This window comes from Cellulomonas timonensis, assembly GCF_900046455.1.
Taxonomy (GTDB): Bacteria; Actinomycetota; Actinomycetes; order Actinomycetales; family Cellulomonadaceae; genus Cellulomonas_A; species Cellulomonas_A timonensis.
Genome location: NZ_FCOT01000012.1, coordinates 687,484 through 713,529 on the forward strand (window position 1 = coordinate 687,484; position 26,046 = coordinate 713,529).

Consider the following 26,046-nt stretch of genomic DNA (forward strand, 5'->3'; position numbering starts at 1 on the left):
TACGGAGCACCCCGTCGGGCCGCCCTGGACCTTTGTCCCGGAAAACCCCGGGGAAGTTCCAGGCGCGGTCACCAGGTGCTGTCGCCGCGCATCACCACGTCGGTGCCGCCGTCGATGAAGATCACCTGGCCGCACAGGTGCGTGTTCTCCGGGCTGACCAGCCACGCGAACAGCGACGCCGCGGACTCGGCGGGCATGTAGCCGTTGAGGGGCATGGGCACATGCGACGAGACGGACTCGCGGCCCTGCTCGGTGCCGAGCATGTCGGCGGTCATGGCGGTGAGGACCACCCCGGGGGCGATCGCGTTGAGCGGGATGCCGGCGCCGGCCCACTCGGGGGTCGGCGCGTTGCGGCGCAGCCACCGGCTGAGCGCGTTCTTGCTGCTCGGGTAGATGAAGTGCTGCGGCCCGCCCTCGACGAGCTCGGTGGCGCGCGCCATCGCGGTGGCCTCGTCGCCGGCGAGCGCGGCCTCGACGAGCTGCGCGTCGGGCTCGCGCAGGCTGGCCATCGAGCTGGTGGTCACGGCGCGCGGCGCGTCGGAGCCGGCGAGGAACGGGCGCAGGCCCTCGAGGGTGGCCACGGCGCCGAAGTAGTTGACGGCCATGGTCAGCGGGATCTCGTGCGAGAGGCCGGCGTTGGCCACGATCCCGTCGATCCGGCCACCGGTCAGGTCCCCGACGCCCTCGACGAGCGCCGTGCGGCCGGCGGCGGTGCTGAGGTCGACCTGGACGTCGGCGTCACGCAAGTCGACCCCGATCACCTTGTCACCGCGGGACTCGAGAAGGGCCTTGGTGGCCTTGCCGATCCCCGAGGCGGAACCGGTGACGACGATGGTGCGCATGGTGACTCCTTGACGGCGTGACGCTGTTTTCCCCGGCGTGCGCCGGTGAATGCGACGGTACGCCGGGTCACCGGGAGCCCCGGCCCGCGCCCCCAGCGCGCGCCGGACGGACGGGCGTGGCCTCAGGCCCGTTCAGGGCGGCCGGCAATGCGCCGATCAGCCGTCTGACCTGCGCCGATGCCCCAGTCAGTCCTGGGCGACGGCGTCGGCGGCGGAGAGCACGGAGCGCAGCACCGTGAGGTACGTCTCCCTCGCCTCCCGGCGGACGCTGCGGCCCGCCCCGGGCACCTGCACGCAGGTGAGCTGGGCGCCCAACAGCGACTCCGCGCGCGCCAGGTCCTCGGGCTCCACCAGCGAGCCGAGCCGCGGCTCGCCGGCCAGCACCGTCACCGGCACCCGGATCGAGCCGAGCGCGCCCACCCAGTCCCGGCCGTACCACTTCTGCGCACGGGCGGCGAGCTTCTGGTCGACGCGCTGCTTGGCGTGCACCCAGGGCAGCAGCTCGTCCTCGGGCCAGGTCGGGTGCTCGGCGCGGGCCCGTTCGAGCAGGGCCGCCTCGTCGGCGCCCGCGAAGGACTCCAGGTAGGACGGCAGGAACGCCGGGACGCCGTCGGGGGTCGTGGCCTCGACGCGCCAGGCCGGGTCCTCGAGCACGAGCGCGACGAGCAGGCTCGGCTCGGAGAGCGCGACCTCCTCGGCGATGAGCGCGCCGAGCCCGTGGCCGACCACCACGACGGGGCGGCGCACCACCTCGCGCAGCACGGCGATCACGTCGGAGGCGAGGGCGCCCACGGTGAACGGCGCCGGGGACAGCGGGGTGTTGCCGTGCCCGCGGGCGTCGAGGGTGACGACCAGCCGGTCGGCGGCCAGCGGGTCGAGCAGCGGCGCGAACACCTCGCTGGAGTCGGTGACGCTGTGCAGCAGCAGCACCGGTGTGGCGTCCTGGCCGTGTGAGCCGTAGGTGGACCAGGAGATGTCCCCCAGGCGGCCGTAGGCGGTGGTCGGCCCCCGGTTCATCGTGCGGTCCCGTCCACGGCGAGGGGCTCGATGGCGGCGAGCTCCGCGTCGGTGAGCGCAGGGGCCCGCAGTGCCGCGACGTTGTCCTCGAGCTGGGCCACTGAGCTGGCGCCGATCAGCGCGGACGTGACCCGCTGGTCCCGCAGCACCCAGGACAGCGCGAGCTGGGCCAGCGTCTGGCCGCGACCGCGCGCGAGGTCGTCGAGCGCGCGAGCCCGCGCGAGGTAGGTCGCGTTGATCCGCTCGGGCTTGAGGAACCGGCCCTGCGCGGCCCGGGAGTCGCCCGGCACCTCGCCGCTGAGGTAGCGGCCGGTGAGCAGGCCCTGGGCCAGCGGGGAGAACACGATCATGCCGATGCAGAGCTCCCCCACCACGTCGAGCAGCGTCTCGCCGTCGCCGCCCTCGGGCTGCTCGACGTGCCGGTTGAGCATCGAGTAGCTGGGCTGGTGGATGAGCAGCGGGGTGCCCATCTCCGCGAGCACCCGCTGGGCCTCGCGGGTCTGCGACGGGCTGTAGTTGGAGATGCCGGCGTACAGGGCCTTGCCGCTGGTGACGGCGGTGTGCAGGGCGCCCATCGTCTCCTCGACCGGGGTCGTGGGGTCAGGGCGGTGGGAGTAGAAGACGTCCACGTAGTCGAGCCCGAGCCGCGCCAGGGACTGGTCGAGGGAGGCCAGCAGGTACTTGCGGGAGCCGCCGTCGCCGTAGGGCCCGGGCCACATGTCGTAGCCGGCCTTGGAGGAGATCACCAGCTCGTCACGGTACGGCCGCAAGTCGCGCGCCAGGTGCAGGCCGAAGTTCTGCTCGGCGGAGCCGTAGGGCGGGCCGTAGTTGTTGGCGAGGTCGAAGTGCGTGATCCCGAGGTCGAAAGCGCGCAGCAGCACGTCGCGCTGGGTCTCGAGCGGCGTGCCATCCCCGAAGTTGTGCCACAGGCCGAGCGACAGCGCGGGCAGGTCGAGCCCGCTGCGGCCGGCACGCCGGTAGGCCATCGAGTCGTAGCGCTCGTCGGCGGCGCGGTACGGGGACTGCGTGGACATCGGGTTCCTCTCGGGGGCGCGACCGCTGCTCTGCGGGCGCTTCCACCTTACGACTGGCGGAGGGCCACCCTAGTGCGGGTGCGAGGATCTCCGGGTGACGCATCTGGCATTCTTCGAGCCCCGCATCGCGGGGAACACCGGCAGCGCGATCCGGCTGGCCGCGGCGACCGGGGCGACCCTGCACCTGATCGAGCCGCTGGGATTCGACCTCTCCGAGCCCAAACTGCGCCGGGCGGGGCTCGACTACCACGACCTCGCGCATGTGGTGGTGCACCCCGGCCTGGGCGCGTTCCTGGCGGCGGCGCCGCAGTCCCGCGTGTTCGCCTTCACGACCCATGCCACGTCGCGGCACACCGATGTGGAGTACCTCGAGGACGACGTCCTGCTGTTCGGCCCGGAGCCGACGGGCCTGCCCCCGGAGGTGCTCGCGCATCCGCGGATCACCGGGCAGGTGCGGATCCCGATGCTCGCGGGGCGCCGATCGCTGAACCTGGCGAATGCCGCGTCGATCGCGACGTATGAGGCGTGGCGGCAGCGCGACTTCGACGGGGTGCGCTGACCCGTCCCGCCCAGGCGTGACGAAGGTCTCACGACATCAACAAGTTGCCTTCGGCGACAGTTGCCCTCTACAAGCATCGGTGTTAGGTTGCCTTCTGCAACAATCTGAGAGGCGCCTGACCGACTGATGCACGACCCCCGCCCCACCGCGCCGCCGCACCGCCCCCTGGTCACCGCGATCGAGCAGCTCGCCCGCGCCCAGCGCGAGTTCGGCGCCCAGCTCGCCCGCGAGACCGGGCTGCACCGCGCAGCGCTGTCGGTCGTCCGGATCCTCGAACGGCACGGCGAACTGCCCATCGGCGAGATCGCCTGCCACCTGCGCGTGGACCTGTCCGTCGCCAGCCGGCACGTCACCGCGCTGGTCACCGACGGCCTGGCCGAGCGTTCCACCCCCTGCACGCCCGGCCTCGACCGCAGGCTCCGCACCGTCCGGCTCACCCCGGCGGGCCACGCGAAAGCGGCGGCGAGCGCGCGAGCAGTCGACCTGAAGGCCGCCGCGGTCTTCGCGGACTGGACGCCCGACGAGCTCGCCTCGGCAGCCGCGCAGATCCGCCGGCTCACAGCGGCCGTCACCACCGCGCACGACGGCGACTCCCGCGCGCCGCACCACACTGATTCCCACGACAGAACCGAGAGCACCCACAGATGACCTCACAGCCCTCCACGGCGCCCGAGACGACTGCCCTCCCACAACCCGGCGCCGCGCCCGCGATGACGCCGCGCCAGGTCCTCGAGGCGCTGTCCGGGATCCTCCTGGGCATGTTCGTCTCGGTGCTCGCGACCAGCGTCGTCTCGACGTCGCTGCCCCGCGTCATCAGCGACCTGAACGGCTCGCAGTCGTCCTACACCTGGGTCGTCACCGCGACCCTGCTCACCACCACGATCACCACGCCCATCTGGGGCAAGCTCTCCGACCTGGTCGACCGCAAGATGCTGATCCAGCTCGCGCTGGCCATCTCCGTGCTCTCCTCTGCGGTCGCCGGCCTCTCGCAGAGCACCGGCATGCTCATCACGATGCGCGCGTTCCAGGGCATCGGCGCCGGCGGCCTCACCGCCCTGGGCACCGTGCTGATCGCCGACATCATCTCCCCGCGCGAGCGCGGCAAGTACATGGGCCTGATGGGCGGCATCATGGGCCTCGGCATGGTCGGCGGCCCGCTGCTCGGCGGCGTCATCACCGACGGCCCGGGCTGGCGCTGGAACTTCTTCATCGGCCTGCCGTTCGCGATCGCCGCGATCATCGTGCTGCAGCGCACCCTCAAGCTCCCCCCGATGCCCCGGCGCAAGCTGAACATCGACTACGCGGGCGCCACCCTGCTCTCCATCGGCATCGGCGGCCTGCTGCTGTGGGTCACCTTCGCCGGCAGCAAGTTCGACTGGATGTCCTGGCAGACGGCGGCCTTCGTGATCGGGTCGGTCCTGGCCCTCGCGCTCGCCGTGTGGGTCGAGTCCCGCGCCGCCGAGCCGATCATCCCGCTGCACCTGTTCCGCAACCGCACCCTCGTGCTCGCCGTCGTCGCCTCGATCGCCGTGGGCATCGCGATGTTCGGCACCTCGGTGTTCCTCAGCCAGTACATGCAGGTCGCCCGCGGCATGTCGGCCACCGCGTCCGGCCTCATCACCATCCCGCAGATCTTCGGGCTGTTCCTCGCCTCCACGATCAGCGGGCGCATCATCAGCGTGACCGGCAAGTACAAGCGCTACATGATCGCCGGCGCGGTGCTGCTGACCACTGGCTTGGCCCTGATGGGCACCATCCGACACGACACCAACTTCGTGCTCGTGTGCGTCTACATGTTCGTGCTCGGCAGCGGCCTGGGCATGCTCATGCAGAACCTGGTGCTCGCGACGCAGAACACCCTGGCCATCGACGAGGTCGGCTCCGGCACCTCCACCGTCGCGTTCTTCCGGACGCTCGGCGGCGCGATGGGGGTCTCGGTGCTGGGCGCGGTGCTCGGGAACAAGATCACCTCGCTGCTGACCGATGGCCTCGCCGCGATCGGCGTCGACGTCTCGGCGCTGGGCGGCAGCACATCGTCCATCCCGAACGTCGCCACGATCCCCGAGCCGATCAAGACGGTGGTCGAGTCCTCCTACGGCGAGGGCGTCGCCTTCCTGTTCATGCTCGCCGTGCCGCTGGCCGTCATCGCCCTCATCGCGGTGTGCTTCCTCAGGGAGGTCCCGCTGGGCGAGCGCTCCGGCATGGAGCTGCGGCTCGCCGAGCAGGCCGAGGCCGAGCTGGCCGCCGGCGCGGAGGTCTCGGCCATGGCCGTGGCCAGCGCCACGCCGACGTCCGCGGACGGTCAGCGGGCCCCGCGGGCCTGAGCGAATCCCAGCGAGATTGAAGCGAGATTGAGCCGAGGGCGTCTGCCAGCCGGGCAGACGCCCTCGGCGTCTCAACCGACAGGCAAGGATGTGTGCCGTGGACACCGACAACGTGCAGCGCGTGGAGCGTGAGCTCGCCCTGCTGCTGCGCCGTGCGAACGCCGCGGCACCGCGGATCGCCCAGCGCGTGCACCCCGACCTGGAGCCGGCCGCGTACCCGATCCTGGCCCGGATCGCGCAGGTGCCGGGCGTGCGCGGCAGCGAGCTCGCCGAGCACATCGGCGTGGGCCGGGGCACCATGTCCCGCCAGCTCGCCCGCCTGTCCGAGCTCGGCCTGATCGAGCGGAGCACCGACCCCGACGACTCACGCGGCCAGCTCATCCAGCTCACCGACGCGGGCGCCGAGCGGCTCGCACGGGCCCGGGTGGCGCGGCGGGACTTCTTCGAGCACGCGCTGCGGGATTGGACGGCCCCCGACCTCGACCACCTCGCCGAGCAGCTCGCCCGGTTGAACAGCAGCCTGGACGAGGCGCGGCGCGGCCGGGACTGAGCCGGTCAGGACTGACCGGCCCGCCGTGGCGGCGGGGTCAGCGCGACCAGGTGGTGCGCTGCCGGGCGATCGCGGCGATGGCGTCGACCCGGGGCGGCTCGAGCCGCTCCAGCAGGTTGAGGAACGCGCCTGGCACGTCACTGCGGGCCATCACCAGCACATCGTCCGGGCGCTGGCCCGGCGCCATGTCGATGATGCCCTGCAGCACCAGCACGGCCCGGACGGTGAGCTGCGACCCGACGGCCGCGCGGAGCAGCGCCTGCACCCGCGCCGCCTCGAGCCGCGCGTCGCGTTGGTAGGCCACCGGCTCGCCCTGCACGGTCATGGTCCGCCGGCGGACCTCGATCTGCTCGCCGGGGTGGGCCCGCTCGGTCACCGTGAAGATCCCACCGGGGCCGATCAGCAGGTGGTCGACCATGGTGCCCTGGCGGCCCAGCGGCACCCCGTGCACCACATGCCACCCGGCGGTGGCGAGGCCGTCGAGCCGGGCGCGGACCGAGCTGGCACGGGTCCGCACGCCGGGCTCGTAGACATCGCCGTCCAGCCGGCGCAGGTCCTCCAGGTCTTCCAGCGCGCCTTCGAGCTGGTACGGAAGGACGAGCTCCGTGACGTCCGAGCGCAGGTAGGCCTGCGCGGCGCGGCGCACGCCCTCCTCGAGGACGGGCTCGTCGACGATCACCTCGCCCGACTGCAGGTCGACGCAGCCGACCCGCGCGCCGGACTCGGCCGTGACGTAGAGGCGGTCGGCGCCATAGCGCCGCCATCGCCGCACGATCAGGGCCTCGTTCACCCGATCATTATCGGCACGCCCAGGCCCGGACTGAACCAACTCGGCCACTCTCGCATGGTGGGCGCCGCGTCCACCGGCGTGTCTCCGCACGGCGCGCCGGAGGACGGCGGACCGGGCGCGCGGGCGCGCCCCAGATGCTGTGCACGGCGATGTGCACCAAGCGGTGTGCAAGCCCCGCCGACAGGCCTCAGCCCGCGGTGTCAGCCGACGGCTCGAAGCTCAGGCTCACCGAGTTCATGCAGTAGCGGTCGCCTGTGGGCGTCTGCGGCGCGTCGTCGAAGACGTGGCCCAGATGCGAGCCGCATCGCGCGCAGCGGACCTCGGTGCGAGTCATGCCCAGGCTGCGGTCCTCGATGAGCTCGACCTTGTCGCCCGCGAGCGGGGAGAAGAAGCTGGGCCACCCGCAGTGCGAGTCGAACTTCGTGTCGGAGCGGAACAGCTCCTGGCCGCACGCGCGACAGCGGTAGACGCCCTCGCGCTTCTCGTCGAGCAGCTCACCGGTCCACGGCCGCTCGGTGCCCGCCAGGCGCAGCACCTGGAACTCGGCCGGATCCAGCTCAGCCCTCCACTGCGCGTCGTCCTTGCTGACCTCGTAGACCTTGCCCGTGTGGTTCGCCATGTCCGGTCCAACCGTGTGCGTGGCCCACGCATTCCGGGCGACGCCCCGGCGTCCCACCGACCCCGGACGCACGAGAGCCTGCCTCGGCGGGGCTTCACGGCCCCTGCCACGGCAGGCTCTCGGAGGATGTCAGCGCGAGCGGCGACGGCCCGACGACGGGCTCATCGACATGGCCACGGCGCCGCCACGGCCCGTCGAGCCACTGCCCGGCGTCGCGGTGGAGTGCACGGGACGCGAGCCGCCCGTCGCGGACCGCTGCGGAGCGGCCGAGGGGCCACGTCCACGGCCGCGGGCGCCACCCTGGCCGCCCGAGCCGGAGCCGGCGCCCTGCTGGCCGCCGCCCTGACCGGAGCCACCGGAACGGCCACGGCCGCCACGGCGCCGCGACGGGCCGCCCTCCGCGCCGTCGCGCGACGGCGCGCCGCCCCGACGACCGGGCTCGGCCGCTGCGACCGGCGCGGGCTGGACGTGCGGCGCCACCTCGCCGACCAGGCGGGCCACGAGGGCCGAGCCGGGACGGACCTGCTGCGGCTGGACGGTGATCTTCGCCAGGCGGGTCAGCGTGCGGACGTCACCGGCCTGCTCGGGGAGCATGACCGTGACGACGTCGCCGCCCTCGCCGGCGCGGGCCGTGCGGCCCGAGCGGTGCAGGTACGCCTTGTGCTCGGCCGGCGGGTCCACGTGCACCACGAGCTCGATGTGGTCGACGTGGATGCCGCGCGCCGCGATGTCCGTGGCGACGAGCACCTTGACCGAGCCCGAGGAGAACGCCTCGAGGTTGCGCTCACGCGCCGGCTGGCTGAGGTTGCCGTGCAGGTCCACCGCGGGGATGCCCGTCGCGGTCAGCGCCTTGGCGAGCTTCTTGGCCTGGTGCTTGGTGCGCGTGAACAGCACCCGGCGGCCGGTGCCGGAGGCGAGCTCGTTGATCACGAGGCGCTTGGACTCGGCGTCGGACACCGCCAGCACGTGGTGGGTCATCTTCGCGACGGGTGACTCGGCGGAGTCCACCGAGTGCGTCAGCGGGTTGTGCAGGTAGCGCTTGACGATCTGGTCGACGCCGTTGTCCAGCGTCGCGGAGAACAGCATCCGCTGGCCGTTCTTCGGCGTCTGGTCCATCAGGCGCTTGACGCCGGGCAGGAAGCCCAGGTCGGCCATGTGGTCGGCCTCGTCGAGCACCGTGATCTCGACGCCCTCGAGGGAGACGAGACGCTGCTTGATGAGGTCCTCCAGGCGGCCGGGGCAGGCCACGAGGATGTCGATGCCGCCGTTGAGGGCGCTGACCTGGCGGTTCTGCGAGACGCCGCCGAACACGGTGGTCAGGCTCAGGCGCTCGGCGCGGGCCAGCGGCTCCAGCGTCGCGGCGATCTGGGTGGCCAGCTCACGGGTGGGGGCCAGCACCAGGCCACGCGGCCGGGCCGGGCGACGGGCGCCGGTGGAGGCGGCCAGTCGAGCCACCATCGGCAGCGAGAACGCGAGGGTCTTGCCGGAGCCGGTGCGGCCCCGTCCGAGCACGTCCCGACCCGCGAGGGTGTCGGGCAGCGTGGCCGTCTGGATGGGGAACGGTGCGGTGATGCCCTGCGCTGTGAGCGCGGCGGCCAGGGTCTCGGGCACACCGAGGGCAGAGAAGGAAGACATGAAGAGAGGCGCCTTTCCGGCGGTTGGGAACGGTCGGGGCTCGCGGCGGCTTGCGGGTTGGCCCCGCCGGTGCTCCACGACGTCGGACGCGCAGGAAGACGCGCATCTACATGTCCATTGTGCCTCACTAGCGCAAATCGATTCGCCACAGGCCCCCACGGACCTCCCGGGCGCCGCTCCACGAGCGGGTGAGAAGGCGGGTGAGAAGCAGCCGTTTGGGCGCCGCTCCTGTCAACTCCGCACGACCCCCACCGATAGGAGGGCGAGCACCGGCGCCCCGGCCGGAGCTCTGCGGACCGGAAGGACATCACCGTGGCTCCCCCGAGCACAGTCCTTGTGCTGACCCCCTGGACAGCCGGCTCTTATCACGGCTCGATCATCGCTGGCGTCACGCGCGACGCGGCCGCCCACGACGATCGCCTGATCGTCGTGCAGACGCTCGACGCGGGCAGCATCACCGAGACGTCGGTGGACCCGCCGCCGTTCCACAGCCACGTCGGCATGGACGCCGCGCGGGGTGTGATCGCGGTCTCCACCGCGACCCGCCGAAGCCACATGGAGGCGGTGCTCGCCACGGGCACGCCGCTGGTGATCGCGAGCAACCGCTTCGCCGGCCTCGACGCGCCCGTCGCCATGCCGGCCAACGAGGGCGGCATCGCGGCCGCCGTCGAGCACCTGATCGAGCACGGGCACACCCGCATCGGGTTCGGAGGCAACCTCGGCCAATCGGATATCCGCGAGCGGTACGCGGCGTACCACGACACGCTCCTGGCCCACGGGATCACCCCCGAGCCCAGCCACTACTACCCGGCCAGCGACAACGTGGAGCTCGGCGGCGCGGAGATCGCCCACGCGCTTGTGCGCCAGAAGCCAGCAGACCGGCCCACCGCGATGATCGTGGCGACCGACCGCAACGCCATGGGGCTCCTGCCCCTGCTCCCACCCGCCGGAATCGCCGTGCCCTCGGACCTGGCAGTGATCGGCTTCGACAACGCAGCGGGCTCCGCGTACACCACGCCACCGCTGTCCAGCGTGAACCAGCGCTTCGACCGCCTCGGCATGCGCGCCTCCGCGCTGCTGCGCAGCCTGCTGGCCGGCGAGTCGACAGAGGTCGAGTCGACCGAGCCGGCGCGCCTCGCCCTGCGGTCCTCCTGCGGGTGCGAGCCGCTGCTCACCGAGGGTGTCCACGACGCCTCCGCCGCCGACATCGAAGGCGCCCTCCTCGAGCGGATCGAGGCGGCGCTGTGCGACAGGTTCGTGGTCCCGCCGGACGAGCAGGCCGTGCCCACGGCCCACCAGGCGCTGGTCGACTACGCGCACGACATCGTGGCCACGCGGCGCGAGCCCGCGGCAGAGGACCTGCAACGGATGCTCGAACCGCTCATCCAGCACGTCACCGTCCCCGAGGTGCTGCAGAACATCGACACGGCGGTCTCCCAGTTCGTGCGCGAGCTGGCGACGTCCATCGACGCGGACCCCGCCCTGGAGGCGCTGCTGGTCAGCGTCGGGGCGCGCGCGTCAGTTGTGCTCTGGCACCGGCAGTCCGGGCTGTACCTGGACCGCTCACATGACCTCCAGGACTCCCTGCACGAGCAGTACGGCGTCGGCGTGGAGCTGCTGGGCCACGGCACATCCGACCCCCGCCGGCTCAACTGGCTGGCCGGATCGCACCTGCGCGCGGGCATCCTGGGGACGTGGCGCGACCGCGAGACGATGGACGAGCTGGTCATCGAGGGCGTGCACGACCCGCATGGGCTCCTGGGCGACTTGCAGGGCAGGGTGGTGCCGGTGGGGGCGTTCCCCCCGCCGGAGTTCGTCGCCGCCTCCGACCCGTCCGCGAGCCTGGTCGTGTTCGTCGTGCCCGTGCGCACCGCCGACGACGACTGGGGCTGGTTCGCCGTCATCGGCCCCGTGGACACGGTCTCCGAGCGGCAGACGTACAACCACTGGGCAGCGCTGCTCTGCGCGGCGTTCTCGCAGGAGTCGCTCGCCGAGACGGTGCGCAGCGGCGAGGAGCGCTACGGCCTGCTCGCCCGCGCCATGAACGAGGGCCTGTGGGAGTGGCGCACCGGCGGCGGCATCACCATGACCGGTCGGTGCCGATCCCTGCTCGGGTTGTCCCCGGACGACGAGCTGGACTGGCGCGCGGGCGTCCACGACGGCGACATCGCGGACCTCACCCGGGAGGTGCAGTCCGTGGTCAACGGGCACAAGAGCCTCGCGGAGGTGGAGCTGCGCTACCAAGGGCCCCACGAGGACGAGTACCGGTGGCTGCTGGTGCGGACGATGCCGCTCAGCGACCGGTCACTCGGCTCCCAGCGGCTCCTCGGCTCGGTGAGCGACATCGACCACCGCAAGCGGCTCGAGGAGAAGCTGCGGCGCAACGCCCTCTACGACGCGGCCACCGGGCTGCCGAACCGGCGGCTCTTCCTCGAACGCCTGGAGCGCAGCGTCGCCCGCTGGCAGGAGACGCGCACGCCCTTCGCCGTGGTGTTCCTCGACCTGGACCGCTTCAAGGTGGTCAACGACTCGTTGGGCCACCAGGCCGGAGACCGGCTGCTGCAGGTCGTCAGCGACCGGCTGCGCACGGTGCTGCGGGGGCAGGACACTGCTGCGAGATTCGGCGGCGACGAGTTCGCGGTGCTGCTCGACGGCGCGAACCCCGACACAGTGCCGACCATCGTGCGGCGCATCCAGGACAGCCTCGCGCGGCCCGTGGAGATCGAGGGGCACGCCCTGTGGGTCACCGCGAGCCTGGGCATCGCGTCCTCCGCCGTCGACTACCACAACGCCGACGACGTCCTGCGGGACGCGGACACCGCGATGTACCACGCGAAGTCGCATGAGCCGGGGACGCAGTCGTACTTCGACGAGACGATGCACGCCGAGGCGCTGCACCACGTCCGCCTGCAGGGCGCCGTGCAGGACGGGCTCGACCTGGGCCAGTTCGAGGTCTACTACCAGCCGATCGTGCTGCTCGACGAGGGCCCGCTCGAGCGCTTCGAGGCGCTCGTCCGCTGGAACCACCCCGAGCGCGGCGTCCTCCTGCCCGGGGAGTTCCTGCCCCTCATGGAGGAGACCGGGCTCGTGGTGCGCCTCGGCCGCCAGGTCATCGAGGACGTGTGCAAGCAGCTCGCCGCGTGGCGGACCAGCTACGACCGGCCCGTGAACGTGAGCGTGAACCTGTCCGACCGCGAGTTCTGGCACGCCGGGCTCGTCGACCATGTCCGCTCCAACCTCGCCAAGCACGGGCTCGACGCGTCGTGCCTGACGTTGGAGGTCACCGAGGGCGTCATCATGCGCCGGCCCGAGCTCGCGCAGCAGCTCATGTCCCGCATGCGCGCCGCGGGGCTGCGGCTGCACATCGACGACTTCGGCGCGGGCCACTCGTCGCTGCAGACGCTGCACCGATACCCGGTGGAGGCGCTCAAGATCGACAGGTCGTTCGTGCAGGAGCTCGCGGCCGGCGGGCAGAACCGCGAGCTCGTGCGCGCCATCGTCGCGATGGGGACGGCGCTCGGCTTGGAGGTCATCGCGGAGGGCATCGAGACGCCTGAGCAGCTCGCGGTGCTGCGCGAGGTCGGCTGCGGCGTCGGCCAGGGGTTCCTCTTCGACCGGGCGGTGCCCGGCGATCGCGCGGCGGAGCTGCTGGGGCACTCGTTCGAGGCGCTGGCGTGCGTCCTCCCGGCGACGTCTCCCGCGATGTCGCCGGCAGAGCTGCCCGGAGCCTGAGCCCGGGGTGTCGTCGGCGTCGTGCGGATCGCGTCCGCACGGCGCCGGCGGCGCGTCAGATGCGCATGCGCTCGCGGCGCTGGGCCCCTTGCGTGTGCAGCACGTGCCGGAACAGCGCGTCCGTCTCGCGGCTGGTGAGCCCGAGGAACCGGCAGCCGTAGTGGGTGCCTGTGCGTGAGGGCTGGGCGCGCACGACGACGGCCTCGATGAGGATGGGCTCCGGGAGCTCCTCGAACAGGAACCGGATGCGCTGGCCTGCCTTGAGGGTGGCCTGCGACAGGATCCGCATGCCGTGGGCGCTGATGTCGAGCATCGTGAACGCGAGGTTGCCCTCGTAGGCCACGGACGCCTCGGACGACTCCTGCTCCGCTCCATCCGACGCCTGCTCGTCCGCGGACGGCTCCACCGGCGCCGGAGGGGCGGGCGGCGCGTCGAGCGGGTCGGACCATCGGGCGATCGCCGTGCCCGTGCACGCCACATGCGTGCTGACGCGCACCACCTCGCGCTTCTGCAATGTGGAGACCAGCGCGACGTCGGCGATGTCCATCCCGTCGGGGCCCACCCGGGAGAGGTACCCCGCGTAGAGGCACTCGCCGCGCACCTCGTCGAGCACCTCGACGGTGACGTCATTCCCGGGCTCGAGCCCGCGCGGGGGGACCTCGACGCCGATCATCATCATGCCGCTGTCGAAGACGCGGACGAACCCGGTCACGGCGGCGGCACCGTCGACGTTGACCGTGCAGGTGGCCAGCTCGTGCATGGCGGCCCCGTCCGTGTTGCTGCGCGCGCACACGGCTCACGCAGGGGCGATAGGAGATCCCGAGGCTACCGGGCGCCTGCGTCCACCTCTGGGACCCGGTCGGGTGAAACCGACGCGCCGGGGCGATTGCGCCCACAGGACCGTGGAGCGCCGTACCCTCGGGCGACCGTTCCCTTGTGATCCGTCCTGATCCGTCCCGTGAGGTCTAGGTGCCGTCCCCCCGCCGCCGGTGGCCGCTGACCCGTTACTTCGCCGTGGTCAGCACCATCGCCATGCTCGTGCTCGGCTGCGCCCTCATCCTGACAACCGGCACCGTGATGCGGCAGCAGGCCCTGCGCGAGGGCGCGGCGGCCGCGCAGTCCGTGGCCCAGTACGCCGGGGCCTCCCTCCCCCAGGACGTCTACACCCTGGGCCTGCTGGCGCCCGAGCAGCACGAGCTCGTCGCGCAGTCCGTCACCGGGTTCTCCGACCGGCTCGTGGGGCTGCGGCTGTGGACCCGCGACGGCGGCGTGCTGTACGACTCCGACGCCGCCGCCACCGGCTTCCCCGACTGGGAGCGCCTCGACGCGGCGCTGCGGGGCACGGGGGACGCGCGCGTCATCACCGAGGTGCACGGCGACGCGCTCGGCGGCACGGAGCGCGAGGTGCTGAACGTGTACGTGCCCAGCCGCGTCGACGGGGTGGTGGCCGGCGCCGCCGAGGTCAGGCTGGACTACACCGGGACGGCGCAGGCCCTGGCCTCGGCGAGCCGCCTGGTCACCTACGTGGTGGTGGGCGGCCTCGCGCTGCTGTGGATCCTGTTGTTCCGCACGGTGCGCACCACGTCGAAGCGCCTGCAGTCCTCTGCGCTCGACAACGCCCGGCTCGCGCTGCTCGACTCCCTCACGGGCCTGCCGAACCGGCGGATGCTCGCCGACCGGCTGCACCGGGCGATCGAGACCGCCCACGCGGACGGCACCCGCGTCGGCCTGGTGCTGCTGGACGTCGACAGGTTCAAGGACATCAACGACTCGCTGGGCCACGACCGCGGCGACGAGCTCCTCGAGCAGGTCGCGACGCGGCTACGCGAGTGCCTGCGCGACGGCGACCTGGTGGCCCGGCTCGGCGGCGACGAGTTCGCGGTGCTGCTGCCCGGGGTGCGCTCCCCCGCCGACGCCGAGCAGCTCGCCCACCGGGTGCGCGGCGTGTTCGCCGCCCCGTTCCCGCTCGGCGACCTGCCCCTGCACGTGGACACGTCCATCGGCGTCGCGGTGCTGCCCGACCACGCGCAGGACGGCACCACTCTGATGCGGATGGCCGACGTCGCGATGTACACCGCCAAGACGCACCGGCTGGGCGTCGCGCTGTACTCCCCCGACGAGGACGACTCCTCCCCCGCGCGGCTCGTGCTGCTCGGGGATCTGCACCGCGCGCTCGCGGCCAGCGCCGAGCTCGAGATGCACTACCAGCCGAAGGTCGACCTGCTCACCGGGGAGACCGTCGGCCTGGAGGCGCTGATGCGCTGGCGGCATCCGACGCGGGGCCTGCTGCCGCCCGACCTGTTCGTGCCCCTCGCCGAGCAATCCGGCCTGATCCACGACCTCACCGGGTTCGCGCTGCGCGCGTGCGTGGAGCAGATCGCGCGATGGCGGACCCACGGCCCCTGCCTGCCAGTGGCCGTCAACCTGTCCGCGCACGACCTCACCGAGGTGACGGTCGTGGAGCTGATCGAGAGCCTCCTCGAGGAGCACTCGGTGCCGCCCGAGCTGCTCGAGGTGGAGATCACGGAGACAGCCCTGGTCGCGGACCCCTCACGCGTGGTGCCGGTGCTGCGCCGCCTCGCCGACGCGGGGGTGCGGGTCGCGATCGACGACTTCGGCATCGGCAACACGTCCATCTCCCAGCTCCTGGACCTGCCGGTGGCCGTGCTGAAGATCGACCGGCTCTTCGTCACGGACCTCGCCACCGGCGGGGGGTCGGCACTGGTGGTCAAGGCGATGGTGGACCTGGCGCACTCGTTCGGGCTGTCCGTCGTGGCCGAGGGCGTCGAGGACGAGGAGACGGCCGCACTGCTCCGCGGCCTGCAGGTCGACCAGGCGCAGGGCTTCTGGTACTCCGCGGCGCGTCCCCCCAGCGACCTCGCAGCCGATGGCCGGATGGCGGCTCGAATTTCCGGACGAACATGACGGCAGGGCTCAAGTCCCCCGATTGACGTGCCGATCACCCGAATACCGACACACCACCCACACCCGAAGGGTTCACAGATGGACGAGCTTCTCCAGGAGATGATCGACCCGGTCCCGCCACAGCACGACGTCGCACGACGCCGTCGCCTCGTGACGACCGTCGCGATCCTCACCCTGGCCGGCACCGGCATCGCGGCGATGGCCACCGCCGCGGTGTTCACCGATAACAGCACGGTGAATAGCGGTGAGATCACCACGGGCACCGTCGACCTCGCCACGGGCGACCTCACGTTCACCGTGCCGAGCGAGGGCCTGGCGCCGGGCGACGCGCTGGTGGCGCCGCTGACCGTCACGAACTCGGGAACGCTCGCGTACCGCTACGCGGTCAGCTACAGCGCCGAGGACACCACGGCGGCCGACGGCGGCTCCGCGCCGCTGACCGAGTGGCTGCAGCTGCGCGTGTACGCGGTCGACACCTGCACCCGGGGGGCCACGGACTCGATGGGCGCCCAGCTCATCGGCGCCGCCGGCTCGCAGGTGGGCAGCGGCCCGCTGAGCACCGCCGCCGAGCCGGCCGCGCTGGTGGGCGACGTGGCGACAGGCCAGCAGCCGGGCGACCGGGTGCTGATCGCGGCCGACGCCTCCGAGCAGCTCTGCGTGCGCGTCGACCTGCCGATCGACACGCCGAACGAGGCGCAGGCCACGTCCGCGAACCTCACGCTGCGCCTGGACGCGGAGCAGACGACCAACAACCCGTGAGCAGGCAGTAGCACGCATGATCCAGATCGAGCTCGCCCGGCGCAGCGCCCGGCGCAGGCACGTGGAGCCCGAGCCCACGGACCTGCCCGAGTACCTGGCGCTCGCCGCGCGCACCGGGCCACCGGGTGGAGAGTCCACCCGGTGGTCCGCTGGCGCGGCCGACGAGCGCTGGTCCGCCAGCCGCGCCGAGGCGGCGGCCCGGGCCGCGAGCGCCGTGCCGGCCTCGCGCTGGCGACGGGTCGTGACGGGCGTCCTGTGGGGGGTGGTGGCGCTGTTCTCCACCGCCTACGCGACGTCGCTGGCGGTGCCGCTCTGGTTCGAGCTGCACCAGCAGCAGGTCCTGGTGGTGACGTCGGGGTCGATGTCGGGTGGCAAGTCCGGCGGTTTCGACGCAGGCGACGCGGTGGTGATGCGCCGGCTCACGGACCCGTCCCAGCTCAAGGTGGGGCAGGTCGTGTCGTTCTGGCCGCAGGGCTCCGACCACCTCGTCACGCACCGCATCGTCTCGATGCACTACCTGCCGGTGATGAGCCAGGACGAGACGACCGGGCAGATGGTCACGACGCTCGACCAGCGCACGGGCGAGCCCGTGCTGCGGCCGTACATCATGACGAAGGGCGACGCGAACGCCGAGCCCGACCCGGACGCGACGCCCTTCTCCCGGGTGCGCGGCGTGGTGCTGGACGTGTACCCGCGCTGGGGATGGGTGCTCGAGTGGGCCCGCTCGGCCACGGGTCGGTTGACGATGCTCACCCCGCCGCTGCTCGCGCTCGCCACGATGGAGTTGATGTCCGTGCTGCGCGAGCGGGCGCTCGCCCGAGGGCTGCCCGGGGTGGACGGCGACGCGCGACGCGCGCGCCCGGCTGACGGAGGCGACCGTGACCTGCTCCTCGACTGACCCGCGGCGCGGCGGGCGGGGCCGGGCGGCCCGGCTCGTGGCGGTGGGGCTGCTCGCCGCCGCGCTCGCGACCCCCGTGGCCCTCGGCCTGACGTCGGCGGTCTTCATCGACGACGAGTCCGCGTCCGCGTCGTTCTCCACGGCGCCAGATTTCTCCGCGCCCCGTGCCACCGCGCCCGGCGTCGAGCCCGAAGCCCCCGCACGTGTCGACGCCGTGGCCCACGCCCCGACGCCGACCCCCGCGAGCACAGGCACGAGCACGGGCTCAGGCACGCCACCCGGGGCCGGACTGGCGCCCACCCCCGCACCGAGCGCCACTGAGGGCAGCCGCCCCCGGCGTTAGGCCCTGCCGGCGCATGCCCCCGCGCCCGTGCCCGCTCTCAGTCGACCGCCGACCAGCACGGGTCGTCGAGGTCGAGTGCCTTGTAGCCCTGCCGCACCTCCGCCGATCCCACGACGATCTCCCACGGGCCCGTCGCGGCCGGCAGCCCGGCGAACGCGAGCGCGTCGTTCACGTCGAAGATGACGTCCGCCACCCGGGTCCGCTCCGCCGCCGGGGCGGCGCTGAAGTGGGCGATCATCGCGAATGACGTCGCGAGGTCCACGACGACGACCTGCACGTCGGTGCGGATGGTCGGACGCGCGCGTGGCGTGTCCTCATCCGTGAAGACCGCGTCGAGGCTCTCGGCGAGCATCTCGCGGGTGCCCAGGCTCAGCGGCGCCGGGATGTCCCAGCGCAACGATGGTCGATATCTCGTGCCTGCATGATCTGTCACGTTAGGCCCCCTTTGCCCCCTGAAACCGTCTCAGCAGTGTGGCAGCAGCAGAGGCCGGTGCGAAGACCTCGAACCGTCACATTCACCCGTGCGGGTGGCAGACCCCACCCCCGCCCCGCGAGCGGCGTGAGGCAGTCGCGCGCGCCCGACGCCTGCCGCGGGTTGAGACTGGGGAGACGAGGTCCCGCGCGGCCGGCCCCAGAGGCTGGTCCGGCCACCGGGACAGGGCTCTTGGCGACGGGGCGGTGCTCATGGCAGAGGTGATGGTGGCCGTCGTCGACGGCCCATACACGTTCGACGCCCACACAGTCCTCGGCGTGATCCGCGAGGCGTGGCCGGAGGCCGTCTGGACGCCCACACCCGTCGGGATGGTGGACCCGTCGCTGGGCCAGGCCGTGATCGGCGGGGACGACGGCGACCCGCCGCTCGTGGTCGACCTGCTCGCCGGGGGCGAGGCGATCAGCATGGACGGCGGCGTCGAGCGGATCGCCGAGCTGGTCTCCCGGCTCACCGCGATCCCGGACTTCCCCGACGACGGCTCGGTGGTGCTGACCGACTGGTCCGAGGACCTGTACCCGCTGGCGCCGAGCATGTCGCGGGAGACGGTCCGGATGGCGGCCACCGACGTCGAGTGACGCATCCGGACCGGCCTGCCTCTCCCGCTGGCGGTGGTCATGGGGAGGCGGGGGCGGCGGCAGGGTGCTGCGACCTCGCCGCGTGCGGCGAGAGGTCCTTGAGGGTGAGCGGGTGGGCCGGCTGCGGCGGCAGCGGGGCGCTGCTGTGGACCACCAGGTCCTCGCCCACGTGGAGCAGCTCGCCAGCGCCCATCAGGCGCCAGCCAGGGTCGGAGTCCATCGGCTGCGTGGCGATGATCACCGACGGGCGCTCACCCATCGCGTCGCTGTGCACGCTGATCCGATGGGTGCGCGCCTCGAGGCGCGTGGATCCCTCGTTGCCTCCCGGGTCGCGTCGCAGCACGTAGAGCGGGTGGGTCTCCGGGTAGCGCAGCGCCCACAGCTCGGTGGCCGTGGTGAGCACGATGTTGGCCGCGTACACCGGGATGTTCTGCGCGATCCAGGTCAGCGCCGCGACGATCGCGGCTCCCACGTCACCCCCGTTGCGGCGGGCCTCGACGGTGATCAGCGCGAACATCCGCTCGCTGTCGGTCTGCCCGTGCACCAGGCTCGTGGCGCCGAGCTCGGCCAGCCGCGCGTCGAGCACGTCGAGGCCCTCCAGCACCCCGTTGTGCACGAGGAGCCGCTGGTCCTGCTCGAACGGGTGGGTGTTGACCAGCGAGTTCTCGCCGGTGCTGGCGTAGCGCACATGCGCTACGAATGTGCGGCTCTCGAGCTCTCGGGCCTCTGACGCGAACTGCGTGTCCTCGTACGCGGCGATGGGCTGCTTGTCGACGATGGCCTGGCCACCCGGCCCGAACACCCCCACCCCTGTGCCGTCGGGCTCCTTGCGGCTCTGCTGCGCGAGGCTGTCAGGTGCGCTGACCAGCCAGAACGTCGCACGGGCCGGATTCTTGCCCGCGTGCATGCCGAACATTCGACACATGACAACCCCCGCTCAGGGCAGACGCCCTCCCCCAGTGCAGCAAGTCCCGGGCCGCCGCGCGAGCGGGACGGCCCGGGACCACGGGCTGGCTGAGGTCAGGCGCTGGCTGAGGTCAGGAGCTGGCTGCGGCGGGTGAGGCGCGGCCCGGCGTCGGCCGAGGCGGGCTCCCGCAGCAGGTACGGCACCAGGCCCGCGATCACGGAGCAGACCGCCAGGACCATGAAGGCCGGGCGTACGAGCCGTCGAACGCGTCGGTCAGGGTGCCGACCAGCGTGCCCTGGAAGATGCCGCCCACGAACGCGCCGATGTTGATGACCGCGAAGGCCGAGGCGATCATCCGGAGCGGGATGAGCCGGTACGGCAGCGTCAGCATGCTCGTGAAGGCGAACATGAGGCTCGCGGTCGTCAGGTACAGCGCGACGAGCTTGAGCGGCAGGCTGGGCGCGTAGATCAGGCCCACGATGAATACCGCGGACAGCACCGAGTTCACGAGCATGAACAGCTTCTCGCGGCCGGCGAACCGCTGGGTGACGAGCGACCCCGCGACTGCCACGGCCAGGGCCATGACGATGGAGTTGCCGACCATATGCCCGAGCGGTGCTCCAGGCGCCGTCGGCGGTGTTCGCCGGCATCGCGATCATCCCGATGCTGCCCGGCGTCCTGAGCTGAACGCGCAGCGGCCCGGACCTCGCACCAGGCGAGGTCCGGGCCGCTAGAGCCGCTCAGCGAGTACGGCTCACAGGTACAGCGGCGTCAGCTCCACGTACTCCTCGATCGACCCGTCGCGCAGGCAGACCTCGATGATCTTGCGGCCCAGCGGGTCGAGGTCGTCGGTGAGGAACTCCGCGAGCTCGCTCTTGAAGAAGTCCGTGAGGATCTTCGCGCCGGCGTCGTACGCCTCCACGCCCACCTGCGACTGCTGCTCGGGGCGCAGGAACGTGGGCCGCACGAGCTGCCCGTCGATCTTCATCTCCTTGAGCGTGTAGCCGAACAGCGAGCAGCGCGCGGGGACCAGCTCGCTCTCCCGCACGCGGCCGCCGCCTCGGCGGGCCAGGTACTCGCGGGTCAACCACTCGGCGGAGAAGCCCACCTTGTAGGCGCCGATGTGCTGGTTGGGGGTCAGCACGTAGCGGGTGCGGTTCGCCTCGACGAGCTGCTTCAGCAGCAGGTTCGCGGCCGCGACCTTGGTGCCGGTGGAGAACGGCCAGTACGAGCCGACGCCCTCCGCGACCATCCCGCCGTGCGCGAGCTTGTCGGTGGCGGCCTTGCTCTCGCCGATCGACGGGTTCTTGTCGCCGCGCGGGGCGATGAGCCGCCACAGCCAGGCGAGCGAGGCCGGGACCACGTGGGTCATGCCCATGATCCCGTAGGACGGCGTCTCACGGGTGCACGCGGGCATCCGCACGCCGAAGGTGCGGACGTCCACGTCGGCGGGCTCGCTGACCACGTGGCGGATCTGGCTGCGCGGGATGACCACGCGCGGGTTGGGGCACCGCTTGCCGTTGGAGTCGAGCGTGTGCTCCCAGGGGAGCACCGTCGAGTCGGGCATGCCCTCGATGTTGAAGAACACCAGCGGCTGCTCGGGGTGGATGCAGGCCCGTTCGAACGCCACGTCCTGGCCGTACTCGGTGAGGTTGTCGACGCGCACGAACCAGCCGTCCTCGGCGTCGGCGACCACGAGCTTGCCGTCGCCACGCTGGAGGTCCTTGTGGCACAGCGTCATGTCGTCGGTCACGGGCGCCAGCGCGCTGGTCTCGCCGAGCGTGATGACGTACGGCTCCTTCGTCACGACGTTGGTGCCCAGCAGGATGCGGCCGTCCTCCTGGCGGCGGATCTCCTGGTACATCTCCGACTTGCCGCCGCCCGAGGCGCCCTCGTGCATCACGACGGTCTCGTTCTCATACGGAGTGGTGACGCGCACCGACGACGCGTGGGCGGTGACCCAGCCCTCGTGCTCGCCGATGTCGAGCAGCACCGAGAACACGCCCTTCTTGGCGCTGGGACCCGGGTACAGGTTGTACGCGAACACCTCGTGCAGCGAGTCCGTGCGATCGTGCACGACGACCTGGCGGCCGTCGAAGTGGGTGTGCCGGAACGGCGGCGCGACGTACACGATGCTGCGCGGCGTGAACGGCCCGATCTCGTCGAGCGTCACCCAGCCCTGCAGGTCCACGAGGGTCAGCGCGAAGAACGCCGAGTTGACCGGGCAGATCGCGAGCGAGGGGTAGCCGTGGGTCAGGCCGCCGGCCTTGAACGGCACGACGGCGAGCTCCTGCTGCGAGAGCCACTCGAGCGTCTCGGCCTTGACGGGGGCGAACTCTGAGCCGAAGACGTCGCGGTAGCGCGGCTTGTCGGTCGGAAGGTCGTCGGCGATGCGCATGCAGTCCGGGTCGCGGCGGCGCATGTAGTCCTCGGGGTAGTTCACGGCGATGCCGTTCTTGCCCCGGACCACGGTGGCCTCGGTGACCGGGGAGCCGTTGACGTCGTAGTCCACCGAGAATCGGGGGCCACCCTCGGGGCCGAGCGCCAACTGGTAAAGCTCGTCGCGCGTGCTCGGCACGACGACGCTGGCACACGCGTCGAGGGCGGCCCGCACGTCGGGGGGCAAGGTCACGATGTCCAGGGGTCGACTCACGGCTACTCCTTCGTCGGGTGCTCTCGCGGGGAGACAGACGCTGTCGGGGGCTGCGGGGGCAGCGGTCGCGCGCACTGCACTCTTTACCCGGAGATTACGACTCCATGACATCTCAGACCTGGGACCTTTGGGACGCCACGTGCCGAGCAGATCCGGTTGCGGAGCCCGAGGACCACGCGGAACATGAGCCAGGTGGTCGATGTCAGCGCACCACCCATCCCAGCCCCGCCCCGCCGGGACAGCAGCACGCTGCTCGGAACCGTGGGCGTGGGCCGTCTCAGCCGCGCGGAGCGCATCGCGAAGGGCCGCAAGGCGCGATCCGAGGCGCCGCGCTCGAGCCTCGCGCAGTGGCAGCCCGAGGCAGACCGGCCCGACCCGGTGGGCCTGCTCGTCGAGCGGACCCACACCCGGGTGCCGGAGCTCGTGCCGATCCACTTCGGCCGGATGCTCGCCTCGCCGTTCGCCTTCTACCGCGGCGCCGCCGCGCTCATGGCCTGGGACCTGGCCAAGACGCGGACATCGGGCGAGCGCGTCCAATTGTGCGGCGACGCCCACCTGTCCAACTTTGGGGGCTACGCCTCGGCCGAGCGGGAGATGGTCTTCGACCTCAACGACTTCGACGAGACCCTGCCCGGCCCGTGGGAGTGGGATCTGGCGCGCCTCGTGGTGAGCTTCGAGCTCGCGGGCCGGGAGCTGGGCTTCACCGGCCGCGAGCGCCGGAGGGTCGACCTGGCGACCGCCCGGGCGTACCGCCATGCCGTGCGGGCCTTCGCCGATCAGAGCAACCTCGAGGTCTGGTACGCCCGGATGACGGCCGGGGCGGTCCTCGCCCGCTGGGGACCCGACGCGGGCGGCAAGGCCATCCGCACCCTGGAGCGCCGAGTCGACAAGGCGCTGCGCAAGGACAGCACGCTCGCCTCGGCCCGGCTCACCCGCCAGGACGGGGACACCGTCCGGCTCGTGTCCGACCCGCCGCTGCTGGTGCCCGTCGGGGAGCTGTTCGACGACGCCGAGCGCGACGAGCTCGTCCAGGGGGTGGGCGCGGCGTTCCGGCGCTACCGGCGCACCCTGCCCACCGACCGGCGCGATCTGCTCGCGCAGTTCCACTACGTCGACATGGCCCGCAAGGTGGTGGGCGTGGGCAGCGTGGGCACCCGCGCCTGGGTGCTGCTCATGCACGGCAGCGACGGCTCCGACCCGCTCGTGCTGCAGATCAAGGAGGCGGCCGAGTCGGTGCTCGCCTCGGCCGCGGGGCGCAGCGTGTACGCCAACCAGGGGCAGCGCGTCGTCGCCGGGCAACGCCTCATGCAGTCCAGCTCGGACATCTTCCTGGGCTGGACGCATGGGCAGGGGACGGACGGCGCCGACCGCGACTACTACGTGCGCCAACTCTGGGACTGGAAGTTCTCCACCGACATCGCCCACCAGACGCCCGCGACCCTCGCGATCCTGGGACAGGTGTGCGGCTGGACCCTCGCCCGGGCCCATGCCCGGTCCGGTGACCGGGTGGCCCTCGGCGCCTACCTCGGATCGTCAGACGTGCTCGACCGCGCCATGGCCGACTTCGCCGCCACCTACGCGGAGCAGGCCGAACGCGACCACGCGGCGCTCGCGCAAGCCGAGCGCGACGGCCGCATCACCGTGCGACGCGGCGTCTAGGCGGAAGGGCGGCCCATGGCGACGGCACCGCAGACGACCACGAAGTCACGCAAGGGGAGCCTCGTCCTGGGGGTGCTGGGCGCGAGCCAGTTCCTCATGACCCTCGACAGCTCGGTCATGAACGTGTCGATGGCCACCGTCGCCGCCGACGTCGGCACCACCATCACCGGCATCCAGACGGCGATCACGCTCTACACGCTCGTCATGGCCACCCTGATGATCACCGGCGGCAAGGTGGGGAGCATCCTGGGGCGGCGCCGGGCGTTCGCGATCGGGCTGGTCGTCTACGCGTGCGGCTCGACGGTGACGTCGCTCGCCCCGAACCTGGGGGTGCTACTGCTGGGCTGGTCGCTGCTCGAGGGGATGGGCGCCGCGCTGATCATGCCGGCGATCGTCGCGCTCGTCGCCGCGAACTTCCCGCCCGAGCGCCGGGCCTACGCCTACGGGCTCATCGCGGCCTCGGGCGCCATGGCGGTGGCCGCCGGGCCGCTGATCGGCGGCGCCGTGACGACCTACGCGTCGTGGCGGTACGTGTTCGCTGGCGAGGCGGTGATCGTCGTGGTCATCCTGCTGCTGCTGCGGCACATCGCCGACGTCGCCCCGCACCCCCTCAAGCTCGACCTGGTGGGCTCGGCGCTGTCGATCGTGGGCCTGGGGCTCGTGGTCTTCGGGGTGCTGCGCTCGGGCGACTGGGGGTGGGTGATCGCGACCCCGGGCACGCCGACGATCCTCGGCGGCTCGCCCGTCATCTGGCTCATCGTCATCGGCTCGCTCGTGACGTACCTGTTCATCCGCTGGCAGAGCCACCTCGAGCGCACCGGCGGCGAGCCGCTGCTCGACCCGAAGATGCTGCGGAACTCGCAGCTCGTCGGCGGCCTGAGCATGTTCTTCGCGCAATTCACCGTGCAGGCCGGGGTGTTCTTCTGCGTCCCCCTGTTCCTGTCGGTCGCCCTCGGGCTCTCGGCGGTGGAGACCGGCCTGCGGGTGTTCCCGCTGTCGATCGCCCTGCTCGTCGCCGCAGGGGGCATCCCGCGGATCTGGCCGCACGCCAACCCGCGCCGCGTGGTGCGGTTCGGGCTGCTCACCATGACGGCGGGCATCCTCGTGCTCGTGGGCGGCCTCAGCCCTGCCGCGAGCGCGAGCGTCGTCGCGATCCCCATGGTGCTCATGGGCCTGGGCCTCGGGTCGTTGTCCTCGCAGCTCGGCGCGGTGACCGTCTCCGCGGTGCCGGACTCGCAGAGCGCCGAGGTCGGCGGCCTGCAGAACACCGCGACGAACCTCGGGGCGTCCCTGGGCACCGCGCTGGTGGGCTCGGTGCTCATCGCGACACTCACCTCGGCGGCGCTCTCGGGCGTGCAGAACAACCCCGACATCCCCGACTCGGTCAAAAGCCAGGCCACCACGCAGTGGGCGAGCGGGGTCCCGTTCGTCTCGACGGCGCAGCTCACCACGGCCCTCGACGACGCGGGGGTGGACCAGGCCACGGCCACGCAGATCATCGACGTGAACGACGACGCCCGGATCAACGCGCTGCGCTCCGCGCTGTCCGTCGCGGCGCTCATCGCGATCGCGGCGTTGTTCTTCACGGGCCGTCTGCCGCGCACGGCGCCCGGGCAGCCCCCGAAACCCGGCAGGGCGCCGCCGAGGGGCAAGGCAGCCGAGGCTGAGACCGGTCAGGCGGGGAGAGAGCCGGACGCGGCCACGGCGTGAGCGTCGGTGGCACACGTCAGGA

24 protein-coding genes are annotated in these 26,046 nt (G+C 72.2%); 12 read left to right on the forward strand and 12 right to left on the reverse strand.

Going from position 1 to position 26,046, the window contains the following annotated elements:
• Nucleotides 1-68: 68 nt before the first annotated feature.
• From BN3788_RS11590 to BN3788_RS11600, 3 genes are all read right to left on the reverse strand, one after another.
• Complete coding sequence (locus BN3788_RS11590; protein ID WP_066586045.1) at nucleotides 69-842, reverse strand: SDR family oxidoreductase; 774 nt, start codon at nucleotides 840-842, stop codon at nucleotides 69-71.
• Nucleotides 843-1,028: 186 nt separating this feature from the next.
• The gene (locus BN3788_RS11595) at nucleotides 1,029-1,859 is read right to left on the reverse strand and encodes an alpha/beta fold hydrolase (RefSeq protein ID WP_066586047.1); all 831 of its coding nucleotides are present in this window, start codon (nucleotides 1,857-1,859) and stop codon (nucleotides 1,029-1,031) included.
• Nucleotides 1,856-2,893, reverse strand: coding sequence for an aldo/keto reductase (locus BN3788_RS11600; RefSeq protein ID WP_066586049.1), 1,038 nt, complete (start codon nucleotides 2,891-2,893; stop codon nucleotides 1,856-1,858). Before BN3788_RS11600 ends, BN3788_RS11595 begins: the two co-directional genes overlap by 4 nt.
• A 94-nt stretch (nucleotides 2,894-2,987) precedes the next feature.
• Here BN3788_RS11600 and BN3788_RS11605 point away from each other — a divergent pair, with 94 nt between their 5' ends.
• The 4 genes from BN3788_RS11605 (at nucleotide 2,988) to BN3788_RS11620 (ending at nucleotide 6,326) form a co-directional block, all read left to right on the forward strand.
• A complete protein-coding gene (locus tag BN3788_RS11605; RefSeq protein WP_066586051.1) occupies nucleotides 2,988-3,452 on the forward strand; it encodes a tRNA (cytidine(34)-2'-O)-methyltransferase in 465 nt (154 codons plus the stop codon).
• Nucleotides 3,453-3,578: 126 nt separating this feature from the next.
• The gene (locus tag BN3788_RS11610; protein ID WP_066586052.1) at nucleotides 3,579-4,100 is read left to right on the forward strand and encodes a MarR family winged helix-turn-helix transcriptional regulator; all 522 of its coding nucleotides are present in this window, start codon (nucleotides 3,579-3,581) and stop codon (nucleotides 4,098-4,100) included.
• Nucleotides 4,097-5,776, forward strand: a complete 1,680-nt coding sequence (locus BN3788_RS11615) for an MFS transporter (RefSeq protein ID WP_066586054.1) — start codon at nucleotides 4,097-4,099, stop codon at nucleotides 5,774-5,776. The genes BN3788_RS11610 and BN3788_RS11615 overlap by 4 nt, the downstream gene beginning before the upstream one ends.
• Nucleotides 5,777-5,873: 97 nt before the next feature.
• On the forward strand, nucleotides 5,874-6,326 hold the full coding sequence (locus BN3788_RS11620; protein ID WP_234346620.1) for a MarR family winged helix-turn-helix transcriptional regulator: 453 nt from the start codon (nucleotides 5,874-5,876) through the stop codon (nucleotides 6,324-6,326).
• A 37-nt stretch (nucleotides 6,327-6,363) separates the two neighbouring features.
• On the opposite strand, the gene BN3788_RS11625 is transcribed toward BN3788_RS11620, so the two are convergent.
• The 3 genes from BN3788_RS11625 to BN3788_RS11635 all read right to left on the reverse strand — a co-directional run bounded on the left by BN3788_RS11625 (nucleotide 6,364) and on the right by BN3788_RS11635 (nucleotide 9,370).
• Nucleotides 6,364-7,116, reverse strand: coding sequence for a nuclease-related domain-containing protein (locus BN3788_RS11625; protein ID WP_066586060.1), 753 nt, complete (start codon nucleotides 7,114-7,116; stop codon nucleotides 6,364-6,366).
• Between the two features lie 187 nt (nucleotides 7,117-7,303).
• Nucleotides 7,304-7,735 (reverse strand): peptide-methionine (R)-S-oxide reductase MsrB, encoded by a 432-nt coding sequence (msrB, locus tag BN3788_RS11630; RefSeq protein WP_066586061.1) that lies wholly within the window; start codon nucleotides 7,733-7,735, stop codon nucleotides 7,304-7,306.
• Nucleotides 7,736-7,864: 129 nt separating this feature from the next.
• On the reverse strand, nucleotides 7,865-9,370 hold the full coding sequence (locus BN3788_RS11635) for a DEAD/DEAH box helicase (protein ID WP_082812823.1): 1,506 nt from the start codon (nucleotides 9,368-9,370) through the stop codon (nucleotides 7,865-7,867).
• A gap of 312 nt (nucleotides 9,371-9,682) precedes the next feature.
• Here BN3788_RS11635 and BN3788_RS11640 point away from each other — a divergent pair, with 312 nt between their 5' ends.
• Nucleotides 9,683-13,102 carry an EAL domain-containing protein gene (locus BN3788_RS11640; RefSeq protein ID WP_147525115.1) on the forward strand — a complete coding sequence of 1,140 codons (3,420 nt, stop codon included), beginning with the start codon at nucleotides 9,683-9,685 and terminating at the stop codon, nucleotides 13,100-13,102.
• Between the two features lie 55 nt (nucleotides 13,103-13,157).
• Here BN3788_RS11640 and BN3788_RS11645 read toward each other — a convergent pair whose 3' ends face one another.
• A complete protein-coding gene (locus tag BN3788_RS11645) occupies nucleotides 13,158-13,862 on the reverse strand; it encodes a PilZ domain-containing protein (RefSeq protein ID WP_147525116.1) in 705 nt (234 codons plus the stop codon).
• Nucleotides 13,863-14,071: 209 nt separating this feature from the next.
• On the opposite strand from BN3788_RS11645, the gene BN3788_RS11650 reads away from it, so the two are divergent.
• From BN3788_RS11650 to BN3788_RS11665, 4 genes are all read left to right on the forward strand, one after another.
• Nucleotides 14,072-16,027, forward strand: a complete 1,956-nt coding sequence (locus tag BN3788_RS11650; protein WP_234346622.1) for a putative bifunctional diguanylate cyclase/phosphodiesterase — start codon at nucleotides 14,072-14,074, stop codon at nucleotides 16,025-16,027.
• 78 nt (nucleotides 16,028-16,105) lie between these two features.
• The gene (locus tag BN3788_RS11655; RefSeq protein ID WP_066586069.1) at nucleotides 16,106-16,786 is read left to right on the forward strand and encodes a TasA family protein; all 681 of its coding nucleotides are present in this window, start codon (nucleotides 16,106-16,108) and stop codon (nucleotides 16,784-16,786) included.
• A 16-nt stretch (nucleotides 16,787-16,802) separates the two neighbouring features.
• On the forward strand, nucleotides 16,803-17,684 hold the full coding sequence (locus BN3788_RS11660) for a S24/S26 family peptidase (protein ID WP_066586072.1): 882 nt from the start codon (nucleotides 16,803-16,805) through the stop codon (nucleotides 17,682-17,684).
• The gene (locus BN3788_RS11665) at nucleotides 17,665-18,027 is read left to right on the forward strand and encodes a hypothetical protein (RefSeq protein ID WP_066586074.1); all 363 of its coding nucleotides are present in this window, start codon (nucleotides 17,665-17,667) and stop codon (nucleotides 18,025-18,027) included. The genes BN3788_RS11660 and BN3788_RS11665 overlap by 20 nt, the downstream gene beginning before the upstream one ends.
• Nucleotides 18,028-18,064: 37 nt before the next feature.
• Here BN3788_RS11665 and BN3788_RS11670 read toward each other — a convergent pair whose 3' ends face one another.
• Complete coding sequence (locus BN3788_RS11670) at nucleotides 18,065-18,424, reverse strand: hypothetical protein (RefSeq protein WP_066586077.1); 360 nt, start codon at nucleotides 18,422-18,424, stop codon at nucleotides 18,065-18,067.
• A 287-nt stretch (nucleotides 18,425-18,711) separates the two neighbouring features.
• Between BN3788_RS11670 and BN3788_RS11675 the strand changes: the two genes are divergently transcribed.
• The gene (locus tag BN3788_RS11675; protein ID WP_147525117.1) at nucleotides 18,712-19,095 is read left to right on the forward strand and encodes a hypothetical protein; all 384 of its coding nucleotides are present in this window, start codon (nucleotides 18,712-18,714) and stop codon (nucleotides 19,093-19,095) included.
• A gap of 37 nt (nucleotides 19,096-19,132) precedes the next feature.
• Here BN3788_RS11675 and BN3788_RS11680 read toward each other — a convergent pair whose 3' ends face one another.
• The 4 genes from BN3788_RS11680 to BN3788_RS11690 form a co-directional block, all read right to left on the reverse strand.
• Complete coding sequence (locus tag BN3788_RS11680; RefSeq protein ID WP_234346623.1) at nucleotides 19,133-20,011, reverse strand: class II glutamine amidotransferase; 879 nt, start codon at nucleotides 20,009-20,011, stop codon at nucleotides 19,133-19,135.
• 104 nt (nucleotides 20,012-20,115) lie between these two features.
• Entirely contained in the window at nucleotides 20,116-20,241 is a 126-nt protein-coding gene (locus BN3788_RS19985) for a hypothetical protein (RefSeq protein WP_261797914.1), read from the reverse strand.
• Nucleotides 20,217-20,606: an MFS transporter gene (locus BN3788_RS11685; protein WP_066586085.1), complete on the reverse strand. Its 390-nt coding sequence runs from the start codon at nucleotides 20,604-20,606 to the stop codon at nucleotides 20,217-20,219. Before BN3788_RS11685 ends, BN3788_RS19985 begins: the two co-directional genes overlap by 25 nt.
• Before the next feature lie 150 nt (nucleotides 20,607-20,756).
• A complete protein-coding gene (locus BN3788_RS11690; RefSeq protein ID WP_066586087.1) occupies nucleotides 20,757-22,655 on the reverse strand; it encodes a DUF4914 family protein in 1,899 nt (632 codons plus the stop codon).
• Between the two features lie 183 nt (nucleotides 22,656-22,838).
• Here BN3788_RS11690 and BN3788_RS11695 point away from each other — a divergent pair, with 183 nt between their 5' ends.
• Nucleotides 22,839-24,314 carry a DUF2252 domain-containing protein gene (locus tag BN3788_RS11695; protein WP_082812825.1) on the forward strand — a complete coding sequence of 492 codons (1,476 nt, stop codon included), beginning with the start codon at nucleotides 22,839-22,841 and terminating at the stop codon, nucleotides 24,312-24,314.
• A 15-nt stretch (nucleotides 24,315-24,329) separates the two neighbouring features.
• Entirely contained in the window at nucleotides 24,330-26,024 is a 1,695-nt protein-coding gene (locus tag BN3788_RS11700) for an MFS transporter (RefSeq protein ID WP_082812826.1), read from the forward strand.
• The last annotated feature ends 22 nt before the right edge of the window (nucleotides 26,025-26,046 follow it).

Excerpts from the sequence above, each read along its gene's own strand:
- BN3788_RS11590 (WP_066586045.1), bottom strand. The coding sequence starts at position 842 with ATGCGCACCATCGTCGTCACCGGTTCCGCCTCGGGGATCGGCAAGGCC.
- BN3788_RS11595 (WP_066586047.1), bottom strand. The coding sequence starts at position 1,859 with ATGAACCGGGGGCCGACCACCGCCTACGGCCGCCTGGGGGACATCTCC.
- BN3788_RS11600 (WP_066586049.1), bottom strand. The coding sequence starts at position 2,893 with ATGTCCACGCAGTCCCCGTACCGCGCCGCCGACGAGCGCTACGACTCG.
- BN3788_RS11610 (WP_066586052.1), top strand. The coding sequence starts at position 3,579 with ATGCACGACCCCCGCCCCACCGCGCCGCCGCACCGCCCCCTGGTCACC.
- BN3788_RS11615 (WP_066586054.1), top strand. The coding sequence starts at position 4,097 with ATGACCTCACAGCCCTCCACGGCGCCCGAGACGACTGCCCTCCCACAA.
- msrB (WP_066586061.1), bottom strand. The coding sequence starts at position 7,735 with ATGGCGAACCACACGGGCAAGGTCTACGAGGTCAGCAAGGACGACGCG.
- BN3788_RS11635 (WP_082812823.1), bottom strand. The coding sequence starts at position 9,370 with ATGTCTTCCTTCTCTGCCCTCGGTGTGCCCGAGACCCTGGCCGCCGCG.
- BN3788_RS11645 (WP_147525116.1), bottom strand. The coding sequence starts at position 13,862 with ATGCACGAGCTGGCCACCTGCACGGTCAACGTCGACGGTGCCGCCGCC.
- BN3788_RS11655 (WP_066586069.1), top strand. The coding sequence starts at position 16,106 with ATGGACGAGCTTCTCCAGGAGATGATCGACCCGGTCCCGCCACAGCAC.
- BN3788_RS11660 (WP_066586072.1), top strand. The coding sequence starts at position 16,803 with ATGATCCAGATCGAGCTCGCCCGGCGCAGCGCCCGGCGCAGGCACGTG.
- BN3788_RS11675 (WP_147525117.1), top strand. The coding sequence starts at position 18,712 with ATGGCAGAGGTGATGGTGGCCGTCGTCGACGGCCCATACACGTTCGAC.
- BN3788_RS11680 (WP_234346623.1), bottom strand. The coding sequence starts at position 20,011 with ATGTTCGGCATGCACGCGGGCAAGAATCCGGCCCGTGCGACGTTCTGG.
- BN3788_RS19985 (WP_261797914.1), bottom strand. The coding sequence starts at position 20,241 with ATGGTCCTGGCGGTCTGCTCCGTGATCGCGGGCCTGGTGCCGTACCTG.
- BN3788_RS11685 (WP_066586085.1), bottom strand. The coding sequence starts at position 20,606 with ATGGTCGGCAACTCCATCGTCATGGCCCTGGCCGTGGCAGTCGCGGGG.
- BN3788_RS11695 (WP_082812825.1), top strand. The coding sequence starts at position 22,839 with ATGAGCCAGGTGGTCGATGTCAGCGCACCACCCATCCCAGCCCCGCCC.
- BN3788_RS11700 (WP_082812826.1), top strand. The coding sequence starts at position 24,330 with ATGGCGACGGCACCGCAGACGACCACGAAGTCACGCAAGGGGAGCCTC.